Annotated in this window: 13 protein-coding genes; 10 read left to right on the top strand and 3 right to left on the bottom strand. The window is 62.9% G+C overall.

What is annotated here, in order from left to right; all coding sequences use genetic code 11:
* Positions 1-78 precede the first annotated feature (78 nt).
* The 3 genes from HU767_RS01940 to HU767_RS01930 all read left to right on the top strand — a co-directional run bounded on the left by HU767_RS01940 (position 79) and on the right by HU767_RS01930 (position 4,233).
* On the top strand, positions 79-588 hold the full coding sequence (locus HU767_RS01940) for a sigma-70 family RNA polymerase sigma factor (protein WP_186706814.1): 510 nt from the start codon (positions 79-81) through the stop codon (positions 586-588).
* Positions 588-1,532 carry a FecR domain-containing protein gene (locus HU767_RS01935; RefSeq protein WP_186728358.1) on the top strand — a complete coding sequence of 315 codons (945 nt, stop codon included), beginning with the start codon at positions 588-590 and terminating at the stop codon, positions 1,530-1,532. The genes HU767_RS01940 and HU767_RS01935 overlap by 1 nt, the downstream gene beginning before the upstream one ends.
* Before the next feature lie 277 nt (positions 1,533-1,809).
* Positions 1,810-4,233, top strand: a complete 2,424-nt coding sequence (locus HU767_RS01930) for a TonB-dependent receptor (RefSeq protein ID WP_186728357.1) — start codon at positions 1,810-1,812, stop codon at positions 4,231-4,233.
* 36 nt (positions 4,234-4,269) lie between these two features.
* Here the strand turns inward: HU767_RS01930 and HU767_RS01925 are convergent, their stop codons facing one another.
* From HU767_RS01925 to HU767_RS01915, 3 genes are all read right to left on the bottom strand, one after another.
* The gene (locus HU767_RS01925) at positions 4,270-4,671 is read right to left on the bottom strand and encodes a hypothetical protein (RefSeq protein WP_186706818.1); all 402 of its coding nucleotides are present in this window, start codon (positions 4,669-4,671) and stop codon (positions 4,270-4,272) included.
* A 326-nt stretch (positions 4,672-4,997) separates the two neighbouring features.
* Positions 4,998-5,477: a nuclear transport factor 2 family protein gene (locus HU767_RS01920; RefSeq protein ID WP_186705576.1), complete on the bottom strand. Its 480-nt coding sequence runs from the start codon at positions 5,475-5,477 to the stop codon at positions 4,998-5,000.
* A 44-nt stretch (positions 5,478-5,521) separates the two neighbouring features.
* Complete coding sequence (locus HU767_RS01915) at positions 5,522-6,085, bottom strand: TetR/AcrR family transcriptional regulator (RefSeq protein ID WP_186705577.1); 564 nt, start codon at positions 6,083-6,085, stop codon at positions 5,522-5,524.
* Between the two features lie 121 nt (positions 6,086-6,206).
* Between HU767_RS01915 and pssA the strand changes: the two genes are divergently transcribed.
* The 7 genes from pssA (at position 6,207) to HU767_RS01880 (ending at position 14,480) form a co-directional block, all read left to right on the top strand.
* Entirely contained in the window at positions 6,207-7,550 is a 1,344-nt protein-coding gene (gene pssA / locus HU767_RS01910) for a CDP-diacylglycerol--serine O-phosphatidyltransferase (RefSeq protein ID WP_186705578.1), read from the top strand.
* Positions 7,551-7,561: 11 nt separating this feature from the next.
* Complete coding sequence (locus HU767_RS01905) at positions 7,562-8,578, top strand: AraC family transcriptional regulator (RefSeq protein ID WP_186728356.1); 1,017 nt, start codon at positions 7,562-7,564, stop codon at positions 8,576-8,578.
* A 337-nt stretch (positions 8,579-8,915) separates the two neighbouring features.
* Positions 8,916-10,574, top strand: a complete 1,659-nt coding sequence (locus tag HU767_RS01900) for an AMP-binding protein (RefSeq protein ID WP_186728355.1) — start codon at positions 8,916-8,918, stop codon at positions 10,572-10,574.
* A gap of 16 nt (positions 10,575-10,590) precedes the next feature.
* Entirely contained in the window at positions 10,591-11,352 is a 762-nt protein-coding gene (locus HU767_RS01895; RefSeq protein ID WP_186705581.1) for an SDR family NAD(P)-dependent oxidoreductase, read from the top strand.
* 13 nt (positions 11,353-11,365) lie between these two features.
* The gene (locus tag HU767_RS01890; protein ID WP_186705582.1) at positions 11,366-12,556 is read left to right on the top strand and encodes an acetyl-CoA C-acyltransferase; all 1,191 of its coding nucleotides are present in this window, start codon (positions 11,366-11,368) and stop codon (positions 12,554-12,556) included.
* Between the two features lie 9 nt (positions 12,557-12,565).
* A complete protein-coding gene (locus tag HU767_RS01885) occupies positions 12,566-13,693 on the top strand; it encodes an acyl-CoA dehydrogenase (RefSeq protein ID WP_186728354.1) in 1,128 nt (375 codons plus the stop codon).
* A gap of 13 nt (positions 13,694-13,706) precedes the next feature.
* Positions 13,707-14,480 carry an enoyl-CoA hydratase gene (locus tag HU767_RS01880; RefSeq protein WP_186728353.1) on the top strand — a complete coding sequence of 258 codons (774 nt, stop codon included), beginning with the start codon at positions 13,707-13,709 and terminating at the stop codon, positions 14,478-14,480.
* Positions 14,481-14,552 lie beyond the last annotated feature (72 nt).

Below are 14,552 nucleotides of genomic sequence, written 5' to 3'. Positions count from 1 at the left end.
TTGCATAAACAACTTGGATTCATGCGCGAACATTAATTAGAATCAGTCTCATTTAAGACCTTGCGCAGGCTTCTGGACATGTGTGATGCAGTTACGCCGACGGAGCAATCCCTCCATGCGTTGTACCGTGACCACGGGAGTTGGCTGGAAGGCTGGTTGCGACGGCGCATGGGCAATGCCTGGGATGCGGCGGACCTGCGCCAGGATACCTTCCTGCGGGTGCTTTCCAGCGCCCAGCCTTTGGCTGACCTGCAAGAACCCCGGGCTTACCTGCTGACTGTCGGCAAGCGCCTGCTGAGCAACTTCTACACCCGACGCAACCTGGAGCAGGCGTACCTCGACGCGTTGGCGAACCTGCCTGAAGCCTGCGCGCCGTCGCCGGAACAGCGTTGGCTGCTGCTGGAAACCCTGCAAGCCCTGGACGAATTGCTCGATGGCCTGCCGCCCTTGGTGCGGCGGGCTTTTCTTTGGAGTCAGCTCGAAGGCCTGGGTTATCGCGAGATCGCCGAGCGCCTGCAAGTCTCCGAGCGCACCGTGAAGCGCTATATGGCCCAGGCCTACGAGCACTGCCTGTTGGTGGACTTCTGATGTCGTCGACGCCATCACCCGAGGCCCGTGAAGCGGCACGGGCGGCTGCCCGCTGGTTGACCCTGATGGAATTCGACGGGGATACGTTCGACTCGGCGGCCCTGCAACGCTGGCGCGACAGCAGCGCTCACCACGAGGCGGCCTGGCAGAAGGCCCAGCGATTGCGCCAGCGCTTTGCCGGGGTGCCAGCCTCCCTGGGCATGGCCACCCTGGACCGTCCGGCGCTGGCCCGGCGCGCGGTGCTCAAGCGTGCATTGGGCGTCGCTGCATTGGTCCCGGCTGCCTGGCTGTTGGGGCGAGAGCTGCCGTTGGAGGTCTGGCGCGCCGACTTGCACACCGCCACGGGGGAGCAACGGCGCTGGACGTTGGTCGATGGCAGTGCGCTGCAACTGAACACCGACAGTGCCGTCGACCTGGATCTCAACGCTCGGCGCCTGGTGTTGGTGCGCGGGGAGATGGCCCTCAAGCTCGCCGGGAGCACGCCGCTGTCCGTTCAGTCCCCCTATGGGCTCATCACCCTCAATCGTGGCGAAGTCTGCCTGCACTTGGGTGAGGGCGACTGCCGGGTGTCGGTGCTTAGCGGCTCGGCGCAACTGCAACCCTTGCGCGGGCCTTCGCTGAGCTTGGAAGGGGGCCAGCAGGTCAACTTCCAGGCCTCAGGCGCGGGGCCGGTGCGGGCGTTCGACGCGGCCCAGCTGGGTTGGCGTGACGGGGTACTGGTTGCGCAGGACCAGCCGCTGGGGCATTTCCTGCGGGAGCTGGACCGTTATCGTCCTGGCGTTTTGCGCTGGGACGAAACCCTGGAACCGCTGCGTATCACTGGCAGCTTCCGCCTGGACAACACTGATCGAATCCTCACGCTGCTTGCCGCCAGCCTGCCGTTGGACGTGCACATGCGTACTCGTTACTGGGTGACGTTGACGCCGCGCAAAAAACTGGCCTGAGGCCGGTACGCAATAAAGACGAGTAGTCATACCCCTGTGGCGAGGGAGCTTGCTCCCGCTGGGTTGCGCAGCAACCCCAAACCAGCCCCCGTGGTGTGTCAGGTTGATGTTATTCGCTTCATTTTGGGGGCGCTTCGCACCCCAGCGGGAGCAAGCTCCCTCGCCACAGATGGGGGTGGCTTTGCACGTTTCGCCAGGAATCGAGCCTGAGGCCTGTCCCCTTTTTTTGTCTCGCTTGTCATTCAAGGCAACTGAACAAAAACGAGAGCGCTTTCCAATGTCCGCAGTTGTACCTTTGCGTTTGCGCCCGGCCTTTGCCGGCTGGCGTCCGCTGTTGAACCTGAGCCTCATGCTGAGCCTGGTTGCCAGCCCTTTTTTCATCTCATCGAGCCGGGCCGAAGAAGTCGCCCGGCGCAGTTACCAGGTGCCGGCTGGCAGCCTTGGCGCGGCGTTGACCCGGTTTGCCGGGCTGGCCGGGGTCAACCTCTCGGTGGACCCAGCCTTGGTGAGCGGGCGCAACAGCGCCGGGCTCTCGGGGGAGTTTGATGTGGAAGAGGGGTTTGCCCGGCTGTTGCGAGGCTCGGGCCTGCAATTGCAGCCGGTGGGGGAGCAGGCGTACATCCTGATGCCCGCGCCGGAAGGCGGCAGCCTGCAACTGGCACCCACCTCGATTTTCGGCGCCGCGGCGGCGACGGACAGTCCGGTGTATGCCGGCGGCCAGGTGGCACGGCGCGGTTCCCAAGGCTTGCTGGGCTCGCGGGATTTCATGGAAACGCCGTTCAGCATGACCACCTACACCAGCACTACGGTCAAGAACCAGCAGGCGCGGACCCTGGGCGACCTGATCGCCAGCGACCCCTCGGTCCGCGCCACCAACCCGGCGGGGGGGCGCTACGAGCAGTTCACCATTCGTGGGTTCAGCCTGTTCAACAGCGATGTCGCCTACAACGGCCTCTACGGCATCCTGCCGACCTACACCATCGATATGGAGATGGCCGAACGCGTCGATATCCTCAAGGGGCCGAGCCAGCTCATCAACGGTGTCTCGCCGCGGGGCAGCGTGGGGGGCGGGATCAACGTGGTGCCCAAGCGCGCCACCGACAAGCCCATCACCTCATTTACCGGTAGCTACGCCTCCAATAACCAGCTGGGCGGGGCGGTGGATGTCGGTCGGCGCTTTGGTGAGGAGGACAAGTTCGGTATCCGCTTCAACGGCGTGAAGCAGGCGGGCGACACCGAATGGGATCACCAGAGCGTGGACCGCGAGATGGCGGTGCTGGGCCTGGATTTTCGCGGGGAACGCCTGCGACTGTCGACCGACATTGGCCACACCGAACGTAACACCGACGCGCCCCAGGAACGTGTGCAGGTTGCCGACGTCGCGCCAGTGCCGCATGCCAGCGATGTAGATCGTAACTACGCGCAGCCTTGGAGCAAGGCGCGTACCAAAGATACCTTCGGCGCGGTGAATGCCGAATTCGATGTCAACGACACCGTCATGCTGTACGGCGGCGTGGGGGCGCGCAAAAGCAATCATGAGTTCCTTCGGCATGCCGTTTCGGTCCTCAATGAGGCTGGAGATTTTCGCGTCCAACCCCGAGATTTCACCCGCGACGAGAATGTCCGCACGGCCAATGCTGGGGCGCGAAACTGGTTTCATACGGGTCCGGTAAGCCATGAGGTCAACCTGGTCGCCAGCTATTTCTACATGGACTTCACCAATGGCGGCGCTCGCTATGGTCAGTCCAACAGCAATCTGTATGATCCAGTGGAAACACCGACTCCGAGTGTAATCACCCGGCCTGATCCCAAGGTCTATACCGAGAACCACTTCAGTGGAGTGGCGTTGTCGGACACATTGGGCTTCTTCGATGACCGACTGCTGCTGACCCTTGGTGCCCGCTGGCAGCGAGTCGAAGTTGACGACTGGTCGAACGGCGTCAAAGGCCGTACTGCCTACGACGAAGAAAAGGTTTCCCCGTCGGGCGGCGTCCTGTTCAAGGCGACAGACAAGCTGTCGTTGTATGCCAACTACATGGAAGGCCTGAGCCAGGGCAAGATCGCGCCGTCGACCTCGGTGAACGAGGATGAGATTTTTCCGCCGTTCATCAGCCGTCAGGTCGAGGTGGGCGCCAAGTATGACGCCGGCCCGTTCGCCGTCACCGCCGCGGTGTTCCGGATCAAGCAACCGGCCTACGCGACCGACGCCACGACTCGCGTCTTCGGCCCCAACGGCAAACGCGAAAACACCGGCGTGGAGTTGAGCGTGTTCGGTGAACCGCTCAAGGGCACCCGTTTGCTCGGCGGTGTGATGTTCATCGACAGCGAACTGACCGACACCACCAATGGCGCCTTCGATGGCAACCGCGCACCGGCCACGCCCAAGTACAACGTCAACCTCGGTGCCGAATGGGACGTGCCGACTGTCCAGGGCCTGACATTGACCAGCCGAGGCATCTACTCCAGCGCGCAGTACCTGGACCAGTCCAACACCAAGGAAATCGATGCCTGGACGCGTTTCGACGTGGGCGCTCGCTACGGCTTCAAGATCGACGAGAAGAACATCACCCTGCGGGCCAACATCGAAAACGTGGCCGACAAGCGCTACTGGAGTTCGGCCGGCGCGTCGGATGACAGTGAGCCTGGGCTGACGCTGTCGACCCCGCGCACCTACCTGCTGTCCGCGACGGTGGATTTCTAGGTCGAGGTGCCGCTCCAGGGAGGGAGCTGGTCGGGTTCAGGTATCGCGAAACAGGTCGTGGGCATCCAGCAGTCGCCAGGCGATCTCGGGGCGTTTTTCCAGGCCGCGGCGGATGGCGGCAGGGATCGACTGGCGGATCTTGCGACACAGGCCGGGCTGGTCCTGGAATTCGATGGCGATGCCGCGCATGGTCCGCACTTCGTTGTGGCCGGGCTCGACGCTCAAGCGGATACCCAGGTTCTCGTACAAGCGATGTTGCAGGCGCTGGAGTTCATCGAGGCTCTGGATGTTCTCCAGGCGTTCGAGCAGGCGTTTTTCTTCCTGGCGGTTCAGGCAAAGGATGCGCAGGTCGCTGCCGGGCGCTTGCAGCAACGCATCACGCCCGCAATCGCAGACGCCGGGCGGGCAGGGGGGACGGATCGGGATCGACGCGGTCATGGGCTCCACAAAAAATGCTGCACAACGAAACAGCAGGCTTATCGCCGACCCAGGCAATGTGATGCCTGGCGGCATGTGGGTCAAGCCCGGTGGAGGGGCCGCTGGTCTGGCGCTGCTGTGCACTCCACAGCGCTATTGTGGGAGCGGGCTTGCTCGCGAAAGCTGTGTATCAGTTTGCAGTGATGTTGGATGTGCCGGCCTCTTCGCGAGCAAGCCCGCTCCCACAGGGGATCCAAGTCGGACACAACAGGTGTGTTCGCAAAAATCCAAATTGTGGGAGCGAGCTTGCTCGCGATGGGTGGTTCAGTTGGCGACATGCCAGGGAACTACAACCCCAACTCAGACAACCCCGGATGATCATCCGGCCGGCGACCCAGGGGCCAATGGAACTTGCGCTCGCTCTCCTTGATTGGCATGTCGTTGATGCAGGCGTAGCGGTTGAACATCAGGCCTTGCTCGTCGAACTCCCAGTTTTCGTTGCCGTAGGAACGGAACCAGTTGCCCGAGTCGTCGTGCCATTCATAGGCGTAGCGCACGGCGATGCGGTTATCGGTGAAGGCCCAGAGTTCCTTGATCAACCGATAATCCAACTCCTTGGCCCACTTGCGAATCAGGAATGCCTTGGCTTCTTCGCGGTTATGAGCGAATTCGGCGCGGTTGCGCCATTGGGTATCCAGTGTGTAGGCCAGGGATACTTTTTGTGGGTCGCGAGCGTTCCAGCCATCTTCGGCCAGGCGAACTTTCTCGATCGCCGATTCACGGGTGAACGGCGGCAACGGCGGACGAACTTCAGAAGAGGCAGACATGGCGGATCTCCAGTGAGGTGATGAATTGCACAGGGGCTTACGGGTCAGGCGTGTAACAACTTCTTCAACATGTCCTGGGCGTGGTCAGCCGCGCTGTGGTCGCCCATGACCAGCGCCACGGTAATAGCGCCATCGATGAGGATCAGCAGTTGGCGGGCCAGGGCATCCGGGCTCTCGACACCTTGTTCGACACACAGCCGGGTCACGTAGTCGAGCAACTTCTGTTTGTGCATCTTCGCCACCTGGCGGACCGGATCTTGCGGATCACCGGTTTCGCCGCTGGTATTGATGAAGGCACAGCCGCGAAAACCGTCGCTGTCGAACCAGCCCTTGAGCACGGTGAACAGGTTGAGCAGCCGTGCGGTGGGGGTGGGCGCCTTGTCCACCTCGGTGCTGAACCATTGCATCCAGCGCTCGTCCCGTCGCTTGAGGGCGGCCACGATCAGGTCGTCCTTGTTGGCGAAGTAGCGATAGACACTTTTCCTGGAGACGCCGGCGGTTTTCACCAGAAGGTCCATGCCGGTGGCAGCGATGCCACTTCTATAGATCAACTTTTCGGCGACATCGAGAATGATGTCTCGTGTTTCATTACCAGTGATATCGTTCATGAGCTGAAAGTAGAATGATCGTTCTCCTTGGTCAAGTCTTTTTTTCTTGACGACAGGAAGACCCGAACCCATCCATGGTGTAAGCTCATCCGTTCTTCGGAATCGACCTTTTGCGAGCCCTATGCCGTCGCTCTTCAAACGCTCCCTGCTGCCCAAGCTGCGCAGCTTTGCACTGACCGCCGACGCGGTGACCATCCTCGATGGCGCTGCTCAATTCCGCCGTTGCCTGCTGGAGAAAATCGCCCAGGCCACCCAGCGCATCTACATCGTCGCCCTGTACCTGCAACAGGACGAGGCCGGCCAGGAAATCCTCGATGCCCTGCATGCCGCCAAAGCGGCGCGTCCGGAACTGGACGTGGTCGTGGTCGTGGACTGGCTACGGGCCCAGCGCGGGCTGATCGGCGCCAAGAAGCAGCCGGGCAACTCGGCGTGGTATCAGGAGCAGACGCGCACCCATGCCAGCGAAGTGCCGATCTACGGCGTGCCGGTGCAGACCCGCGAGTTGTTCGGCGTGCTGCATCTGAAAGGTTTCGTGATCGATGACTGCGTGCTCTACAGCGGCGCCAGCCTGAATAACGTCTACCTGCACAAGTTCGACAAATACCGCTACGACCGCTATCACCTGTTGCAGAACACGGCATTGGCCGATTCGATGCACCACCTGGTGCAGCATGGCCTGGTCACTTCCCGGGCCGTGCATCGCCTGGACCTGCCGAACCTGCCCAGCACCCGCAGTTTGCGCAAGGACATCGGTGACCTGCGCAGTCGCTTGAAGTACGCGACCTATGACACCAGCGCCGGCAGCCTCGACAAAAGCGGCCTGTCAGTGAGCCCATTGCTGGGCGTGGGCAAGAACAATCCCCTGAGCCGGGTGATCGGTGAACTGATCGCCAGCAGCCGCCAGCAACTGACGATCTGCACCCCATATTTCAACCTGCCCCTGGCCGTGACCCGGGAGCTCAACCGCGCCCTGGCACGCGGGGTCAAGATCGACATCATCGTCGGTGACAAGACCGCCAACGACTTCTACATTCCGCCAAGCGAGCCGTTCAAGATCATCGCGGCGCTGCCGTACCTCTACGAAATCAGCCTGCGCCGCTTCGCCAAGCGGCATCAGCGGGCGATCGACAGCGGTCAATTGAACCTGCACTTGTGGCGCGACGGGGACAACACCTATCACCTCAAGGGCATGTGGGTCGACGAGCGCTACACCTTGCTGACCGGCAACAACCTCAACCCCCGGGCCTTTCGCCTGGACCTGGAAAACGCACTGTTGCTGGACGACCCCAAGGGCGAGCTGCTTGCGCCGCGCCAGGCCGAACTCGAGCAGATCTACCGCCACACCCAGCGGATAGAGCGTTACCTGGACCTGGAAACCCTGCCGGACTACCCCGAGGCCGTGGCCAGGTTCCTGAAGCGGGTCAGCCGGGTGCGGATCGAACGGCTGCTCTACCGGATCCTGTGAACATCCGCGCCATGTCGGAAAAAGACACCATTTCCATCCAGTTGGTACGTGAGGCGCTGCTGCAAAGCTGCGCCCCCGGAGCGGCTACCGATGAGGTCCTGAGCAAGGTCGGCATAGCCCCGGCGTTGCTCGACGATCCCCTGGCGCGGGTCCCGGCCCATGCCTATGCGCGGCTCTGGCGTTTACTGGCCCGGCGGTTGGATGACGAGTTTTTCGGCATGGACCCGCGCAAGCTCAAGTCCGGCAGCCTGGCGTTTCTCTGCCAGTGCGCCATGGCCCAGCCCACGCTGGCGACGGGGTTGACGGCGGGGCTGGGGTTTCTGTCGCTGATGCTCGAACACCTGCCGGCTCAATGGGTGCGCCAGCAAAGCCTGGCGGAGATCGTGCTGCTGGAAGATGACCAGGCGCCGCGCCGCGCCTTTACTTATTTCACCTACTGGATGATCGTCCATGGCGTGGCCTGTTGGCTGGCCGGGCGGCGTATTCCCATTCTGTCCGTCGAACTGCGCTGTCCGGCGCCGGATTTCTGCGACGACTACCGCGTGATGTTTTCCCAGAACCTGCGCTTTGACCGGCCACGCACGCGGATGATTTTCGCCGCCGAATGCCTCGACCTGCCTATCCGGCGCAACGCCGATGAGCTCAAGCGCTTCCTGGCCCAGGCTCCGGCCAACATCCTGGTCAAATACCGCAACCCGCAAAGCCTGGCCAGCCGCATCCGCCACGACCTGCGGCAACTGCCCGCCGACCAGTGGCCGGAAACCGAGGCCTTGGCCCATCAGTTGTGCGTGTCCGCCTCGACCCTGCGTCGACGCCTGGCGGAAGAGGGCCAGACCTACCAAGGGCTCAAGGACAGCGTGCGCAAGGACCTGGCGATCACCTGGCTGGCCGAGCCCTCCATCAGTTTCGTCGAAATCGCCTCGCGCCTGGGTTTCGCCGATGCCAGTTCCTTCTACAAGGCGTTTCGCAAATGGTCCGGGTCCAACCCGGGGCATTATCGCAGTCTGATTCTCAACGAGACCGACTGACCTATTGCCGGGTCGCGCCGGATCCTGTGGGAGCGGGCTTGCTCGCGAAGAGGCCGGCACATCCAACATCACTGTGGCTGACACACCGCTTTCGCGAGCAAGCCCGCTCCCACATGGATATCAGGGTGGTCACAGAATCGAGGCTCCGCCATCAATCACTGTGGGAGCGAGCCTGCTCGCGATAGGGCCATTACAGGCAACACATCCCTCCAACCATGGCCAAACCAGTCAAGCAACTTGATGGCTTTGACCATTGCCGCCACCGCCCTTCGGCGCGAGTATTTACCCGCTCTTCAAGGTTCCCCCACCCAATAAAAAGTACAGAGGGATTCTGGTCATGCGCGATTATTCGTCCGCCACGTCGCAGTTCGATTACCTGCACACCGTCAACGCCGCACTGCACGGCTCGCTCGAGGCGCTCAATGCCTGCGTCGAGTGTTGCGATCGGCATGCGTTGCCGGGGCGCATCGCCTTGTTCTGGGAGGGCCGTGACGGCAGCGAGGCCACCTGGACGTACCGCGACCTGCAGGACAACGCCGCGCGGTTCGCCAATTTCCTGCGTGCCCAAGGCGTCGGCAAGGGTGACAAAGTGGCCGGCCTGCTGCCGCGCACCGCTGAACTGCTGATCGTGGTCCTCGCCACCTGGCGTATCGGCGCGGTGTATCAACCGTTGTTCACTGCGTTCGGCCCCAAGGCCATCGAGCACCGACTCGGCAGCTCAGGGGCGCGCATTGTCGTCACCGATGCGGTCAACCGTCCCAAGCTCAACGAAGTCGCCGGTTGCCCCACCGTCGTGACGGTCGGCGGCGAAAAGGGCCAGGGCATCGTGCACGGCGACTACAGTTTCTGGGCCGAAGTGGCGAATCATTCCAGCCAATGCGAACCGCTGATGCTCACCGGTGAAGACCCGTTCCTGCTGATGTTCACCTCTGGCACCACGGGGCCTGCCAAAGCGCTGTCGGTGCCGCTCAAGGCCATCGTGGCGTTCCAAAGCTACATGCGTGACGCGGTGGACCTGCGCCCGGAAGACGCCTTCTGGAACGTCGCCGACCCGGGTTGGGCCTACGGCATCTATTTTGGCGTGACCGGACCGCTGGCCATGGGGCATCCGATCACTTTCTACGATGGCCCGTTCACCCTCGAAAGCACCTGTCGGATCATCAATAAATACGGCATCACCAACCTGACCGGCTCGCCCACGGCCTATCGCTTGTTGATCGCCGGCGGCGAGCAGTTCGCCCGCTCGATCAAGGGCAAGCTGCGCATCGTCAGCAGCGCCGGCGAGCCGTTGAACCCCGAGGTGATCCGGTGGTTCGCCGACAACCTCAGCGTGGTGATCCATGACCATTACGGCCAGACCGAACTGGGCATGGTGCTGTGCAATCACCACGGGCTGGAACATCCCGTTCACCTGGGCGCGGCCGGTTTCGCCTCGCCGGGCCATCGCATCGTCGTGCTGGATGAAAACCAGCGCGAACTGGGCGTGGGCCAGCCGGGCATTCTCGCGGTGGACCGCAGCCAGTCGCCCATGTGCTGGTTCGCCGGTTACGAAGGCGGACCGACCAAGGCCTTCGTCGGTGACTACTACCTGAGTGGTGACACCGTGGAGCTGAACCCGGACGGCAGCATCAGCTTCGTCGGCCGCAGCGACGACGTGATCACCACCTCCGGTTACCGGGTCGGTCCGTTCGATGTGGAAAGCGCGCTGATCGAACATCCAGCCGTGGTAGAAGCCGCGGTGATCGGCAAGCCGGACCCGGAGCGTACGGAGTTGGTGAAGGCCTTCGTGGTGCTTGGCGCCCAATACCGCGCCTCAGCGGAGCTGGCCGAGGAGCTGCGCCTGCACGTGCGCCAGCGCCTGGCGGCCCATGCCTATCCCCGTGAAATCGAATTTGTCAGCGACTTGCCGAAAACCCCAAGCGGCAAGTTGCAGCGCTTTATCTTGCGCAACCAGGAAATCGCCAAGGCCCAAGAGGCGCAGAACGTTTCAGCTTGAATCCAAGGAAACCATGATGCAGATCGACAACAAGATTTTCCTCGTCAGCGGCGGTGCTTCCGGCCTCGGCGCGGCCACCGGTGAAATGCTGGTCAAGGCCGGCGCCCAGGTGATGCTGGTGGACCTCAACGCCGACGCCGTGGCTGCCCAGGCGCAAAAACTGGGGTGCCAGAGCGTGGTGGCCGATATCAGCAACGAGGCGGCGGCTGAAGCGGCGGTCAAGGCCACGGTCGATGCGTTCGGTGGTCTGAATGGCTTGGTGAATTGCGCCGGTATCGTGCGCGGCGAGAAGATCCTCGGCAAGAACGGCCCCCACGCACTGGCCAGCTTCAGCCAGGTGATCAATGTCAACCTGATCGGCAGCTTCAACCTGCTGCGCCTGGCCGCCGCGGCCATTGCCGAAACCGAGGCCAACGCGGACGGCGAGCGCGGGGTGATCATCAACACCGCTTCCGTGGCGGCCTTCGACGGGCAGATCGGCCAGGCGGCTTACGCGGCCTCCAAAGGCGCCATCGCCAGCCTGACACTGCCGGCCGCTCGTGAGTTGGCGCGCTTCGGTATTCGGGTAATGACCATTGCGCCGGGAATTTTCGAAACCCCGATGATGGCCGGCATGACCCCGGAAGTGCGCGACTCCCTGGCCGCCGGCGTGCCGTTCCCACCGCGCCTGGGCAAACCTTCCGAGTACGCGGCGCTGGTCAGGCATATCATTGAAAACAGCATGCTCAACGGCGAGGTGATCCGTCTCGACGGCGCCTTGCGTATGGCAGCCAAATAAGTCAGGAGGATTCATGATGTCCAACGATCCTATTGTTATTGTCAGCGCCGTCCGCACCCCCATGGGCGGTTTCCAGGGCGAACTGAAAAGCCTCACCGCGCCACAACTGGGTGCCGCCGCCATCAAGGCCGCCGTGGAGCGTGCCGGTGTCGCGCCGGAGGCGGTTGAAGAGGTGCTGTTCGGTTGCGTGCTCGCCGCCGGCCAAGGCCAAGCCCCGGCGCGTCAAGCCGCGCTGGGCGCCGGGCTCGACAAGTCGACCCGCTGCACCACGCTCAACAAGATGTGCGGTTCGGGCATGGAAGCGGCAATCCTGGCCCATGACATGCTCATCGCCGGCAGTGCCGAGGTGGTGGTGGCCGGCGGCATGGAGAGCATGTCCAACGCGCCGTACCTGCTGGACCGTGCCCGCAGCGGTTACCGCATGGGCCATGGCCGGGTGCTTGACCACATGTTCCTCGACGGCCTGGAAGACGCCTACGACAAAGGTCGGCTGATGGGCACCTTCGCCGAAGATTGCGCCGAGGCCAACGGTTTCAGCCGCGAGGCCCAGGATGCCTTCGCCATTGCCTCCACCACCCGCGCCCAGCAGGCGATCAAGGACGGCAGTTTCGACGCCGAGATCGTGCCGTTGCAGGTCATGGTCGGCAAGGAACAAGTGACCATTCGCCACGACGAGCAGCCACCGAAAGCGCGGATCGACAAGATCGCCTCGCTCAAGCCGGCGTTCCGCGACGGCGGTACGGTGACGGCGGCCAACGCCAGTTCCATTTCCGATGGCGCCGCCGCCCTGGTGCTGATGCGCCAAAGCCAGGCAGCCGAGCGTGGTCTCAAGCCGTTGGCGGTGATCCACGGTCACGCGGCGTTCGCCGATACCCCGAGCCTGTTTCCCACTGCGCCGATTGGTGCCGTGAAGAAATTGATGCAAAAGACCGGATGGTCGCTGGATCAAGTCGATCTGTTTGAGGTCAACGAAGCCTTCGCCGTGGTGGGGCTGGTGACCATGGACAAGCTGGAAATCGCCCATGACAAGGTCAACGTCCACGGCGGTGCCTGTGCGTTGGGCCACCCGATTGGCGCGTCTGGCGCACGGATCCTGGTGACGCTGCTGTCGGCCCTGCGCCAGAAAGGCTTGAAGCGCGGCGTCGCGGCGATCTGCATCGGCGGCGGCGAAGCCACGGCCATGGCCGTCGAATGCTTGTATTAAGGAATCACCATGCTCCCGACTGAAGAACATACCCAAATCCGTGACATGGCCCGGCAGTTCGCCGAGGAGCGGCTGAAACCGTTCGCCGCCGAATGGGACCGTGAACACCGTTTCCCCCGGGAAGCCATCGGCGAAATGGCCGAACTGGGCTTTTTCGGCATGCTGGTGCCGGAGCAGTGGGGCGGTTGTGACACCGGTTACCTGGCCTATGCCATGACCCTGGAGGAAATCGCCGCTGGCGATGGCGCATGCTCGACCATCATGAGCGTGCACAATTCGGTGGGCTGCGTGCCGATCCTCAAGTTCGGCACCGATGAGCAGAAGGCGAAATTCCTCACGCCCCTGGCCAGCGGCGCGATGCTGGGCGCGTTCGCCCTGACCGAGCCCCAGGCCGGGTCGGACGCCAGCAGCCTGAAGACACGAGCGCGGCTGGAGGGTGATCATTACGTGCTCAACGGTTGCAAGCAGTTCATCACCTCCGGGCAGAACGCCGGGGTGGTGATCGTGTTCGCGGTGACCGATCCGAGCGCCGGCAAGCGGGGCATCAGTGCCTTCATCGTGCCGACCGATTCGCCGGGCTACAGCGTGGCGCGGGTGGAAGATAAACTCGGCCAGCACGCGTCCGACACCTGCCAGATTCTGTTCGAGGATGTGAAGGTGCCGGTGGGTAATCGCCTGGGTGAGGAGGGCGAGGGCTACAAGATCGCCCTGGCCAACCTGGAAGGCGGCCGGGTGGGCATCGCGGCGCAAGCGGTGGGCATGGCCCGGGCCGCGTTCGAAGCGGCGCGGGACTATGCGCGGGAACGCTCCAGTTTTGGCAAGCCGATCATCGAGCATCAAGCCGTGGCGTTCCGCCTGGCGGACATGGCGACCCAGATCGCCGTGGCCCGGCAAATGGTGCATTACGCCGCCGCCCTGCGGGACAACGGCCAGCCAGCATTGATGGAAGCGTCCATGGCCAAGCTGTTCGCCTCGGAAATGGCCGAGAAGGTCTGCTCCATGGCGTTGCAGACGCTGGGCGGTTACGGTTACCTCAATGATTTCCCGCTGGAGCGCATCTACCGCGACGTGCGGGTCTGCCAGATCTATGAAGGCACCAGCGACATTCAGCGCATGGTCATTTCGCGCAATCTTTGAACAGGAGTCCTGCATGAGCTACGAAACGATTTTATTGGAGATCCAGGACCGCGTCGGCCTGATCACCCTCAACCGTCCCCAGGCCTTGAACGCCTTGAATGCGCAGATCGTCAGCGAGCTGAACCAGGCGCTGGACAGCCTGGAGGCGGACCCGAAGATTGGCTGCATCGTGCTGACCGGTTCGAAAAAGGCCTTCGCCGCCGGGGCCGACATCAAGGAAATGGCTGAGCTGACCTACCCGCAAATCTACCTGGACGACCTGTTCAGCGACAGCGACCGCGTGGCCAACCGCCGCAAGCCGATCATCGCCGCGGTGAATGGTTTTGCCCTGGGCGGTGGCTGCGAGCTGGCGTTGATGTGTGATTTCATTCTGGCCGGGGACAATGCCAAGTTCGGCCAGCCGGAAATCAACCTCGGCGTACTGCCGGGCATGGGCGGCACCCAGCGCCTGACCCGTGCGGTGGGCAAGGCCAAGGCCATGGAAATGTGCCTGACCGGACGTTTCATCGACGCGGTGGAAGCCGAGCGTTGCGGCATCGTCGCGCGGATCGTACCGGCCGATGAACTGCTGGACGATGCGCTGAAAACCGCAGCGTTGATCGCCTCCAAGTCGGTGCCCATTAGCATGATGGTCAAGGAAAGCGTCAACCGCGCCTTTGAAGTCAGCCTGTCCGAAGGCGTGCGTTTCGAACGCCGGGTATTCCATGCGGCGTTTGCGACGCAGGACCAGAAGGAAGGCATGGCGGCGTTCGTGGCCAAGCGTGCGGCGGAGTTTCAGGACAAGTAATGCGGCGTTGCTGTTGACGCTTTCGCGAGCAGGCTCGCTCCCACAGTGGATCGGTGGTGTACGCAGTATTTG

This window comes from Pseudomonas sp. SWRI179 (genome assembly GCF_014268705.1).
Classification (GTDB): Bacteria; Pseudomonadota; Gammaproteobacteria; order Pseudomonadales; family Pseudomonadaceae; genus Aquipseudomonas; species Aquipseudomonas zanjanensis.
The sequence above is the reverse complement of the archived record's forward strand: the minus strand, read 5'-3'. Positions and strand labels throughout refer to the sequence as shown.

What these genes read in the sequence shown, in the direction of transcription:
- HU767_RS01940 (WP_186706814.1), top strand. Translation starts at nt 79, where the DNA reads ATGTGTGATGCAGTTACGCCGACGGAGCAATCCCTCCATGCGTTGTAC.
- HU767_RS01935 (WP_186728358.1), top strand. Translation starts at nt 588, where the DNA reads ATGTCGTCGACGCCATCACCCGAGGCCCGTGAAGCGGCACGGGCGGCT.
- HU767_RS01930 (WP_186728357.1), top strand. Translation starts at nt 1,810, where the DNA reads ATGTCCGCAGTTGTACCTTTGCGTTTGCGCCCGGCCTTTGCCGGCTGG.
- HU767_RS01925 (WP_186706818.1), bottom strand. Translation starts at nt 4,671, where the DNA reads ATGACCGCGTCGATCCCGATCCGTCCCCCCTGCCCGCCCGGCGTCTGC.
- HU767_RS01920 (WP_186705576.1), bottom strand. Translation starts at nt 5,477, where the DNA reads ATGTCTGCCTCTTCTGAAGTTCGTCCGCCGTTGCCGCCGTTCACCCGT.
- HU767_RS01915 (WP_186705577.1), bottom strand. Translation starts at nt 6,085, where the DNA reads ATGAACGATATCACTGGTAATGAAACACGAGACATCATTCTCGATGTC.
- pssA (WP_186705578.1), top strand. Translation starts at nt 6,207, where the DNA reads ATGCCGTCGCTCTTCAAACGCTCCCTGCTGCCCAAGCTGCGCAGCTTT.
- HU767_RS01905 (WP_186728356.1), top strand. Translation starts at nt 7,562, where the DNA reads ATGTCGGAAAAAGACACCATTTCCATCCAGTTGGTACGTGAGGCGCTG.
- HU767_RS01900 (WP_186728355.1), top strand. Translation starts at nt 8,916, where the DNA reads ATGCGCGATTATTCGTCCGCCACGTCGCAGTTCGATTACCTGCACACC.
- HU767_RS01895 (WP_186705581.1), top strand. Translation starts at nt 10,591, where the DNA reads ATGCAGATCGACAACAAGATTTTCCTCGTCAGCGGCGGTGCTTCCGGC.
- HU767_RS01890 (WP_186705582.1), top strand. Translation starts at nt 11,366, where the DNA reads ATGATGTCCAACGATCCTATTGTTATTGTCAGCGCCGTCCGCACCCCC.
- HU767_RS01885 (WP_186728354.1), top strand. Translation starts at nt 12,566, where the DNA reads ATGCTCCCGACTGAAGAACATACCCAAATCCGTGACATGGCCCGGCAG.
- HU767_RS01880 (WP_186728353.1), top strand. Translation starts at nt 13,707, where the DNA reads ATGAGCTACGAAACGATTTTATTGGAGATCCAGGACCGCGTCGGCCTG.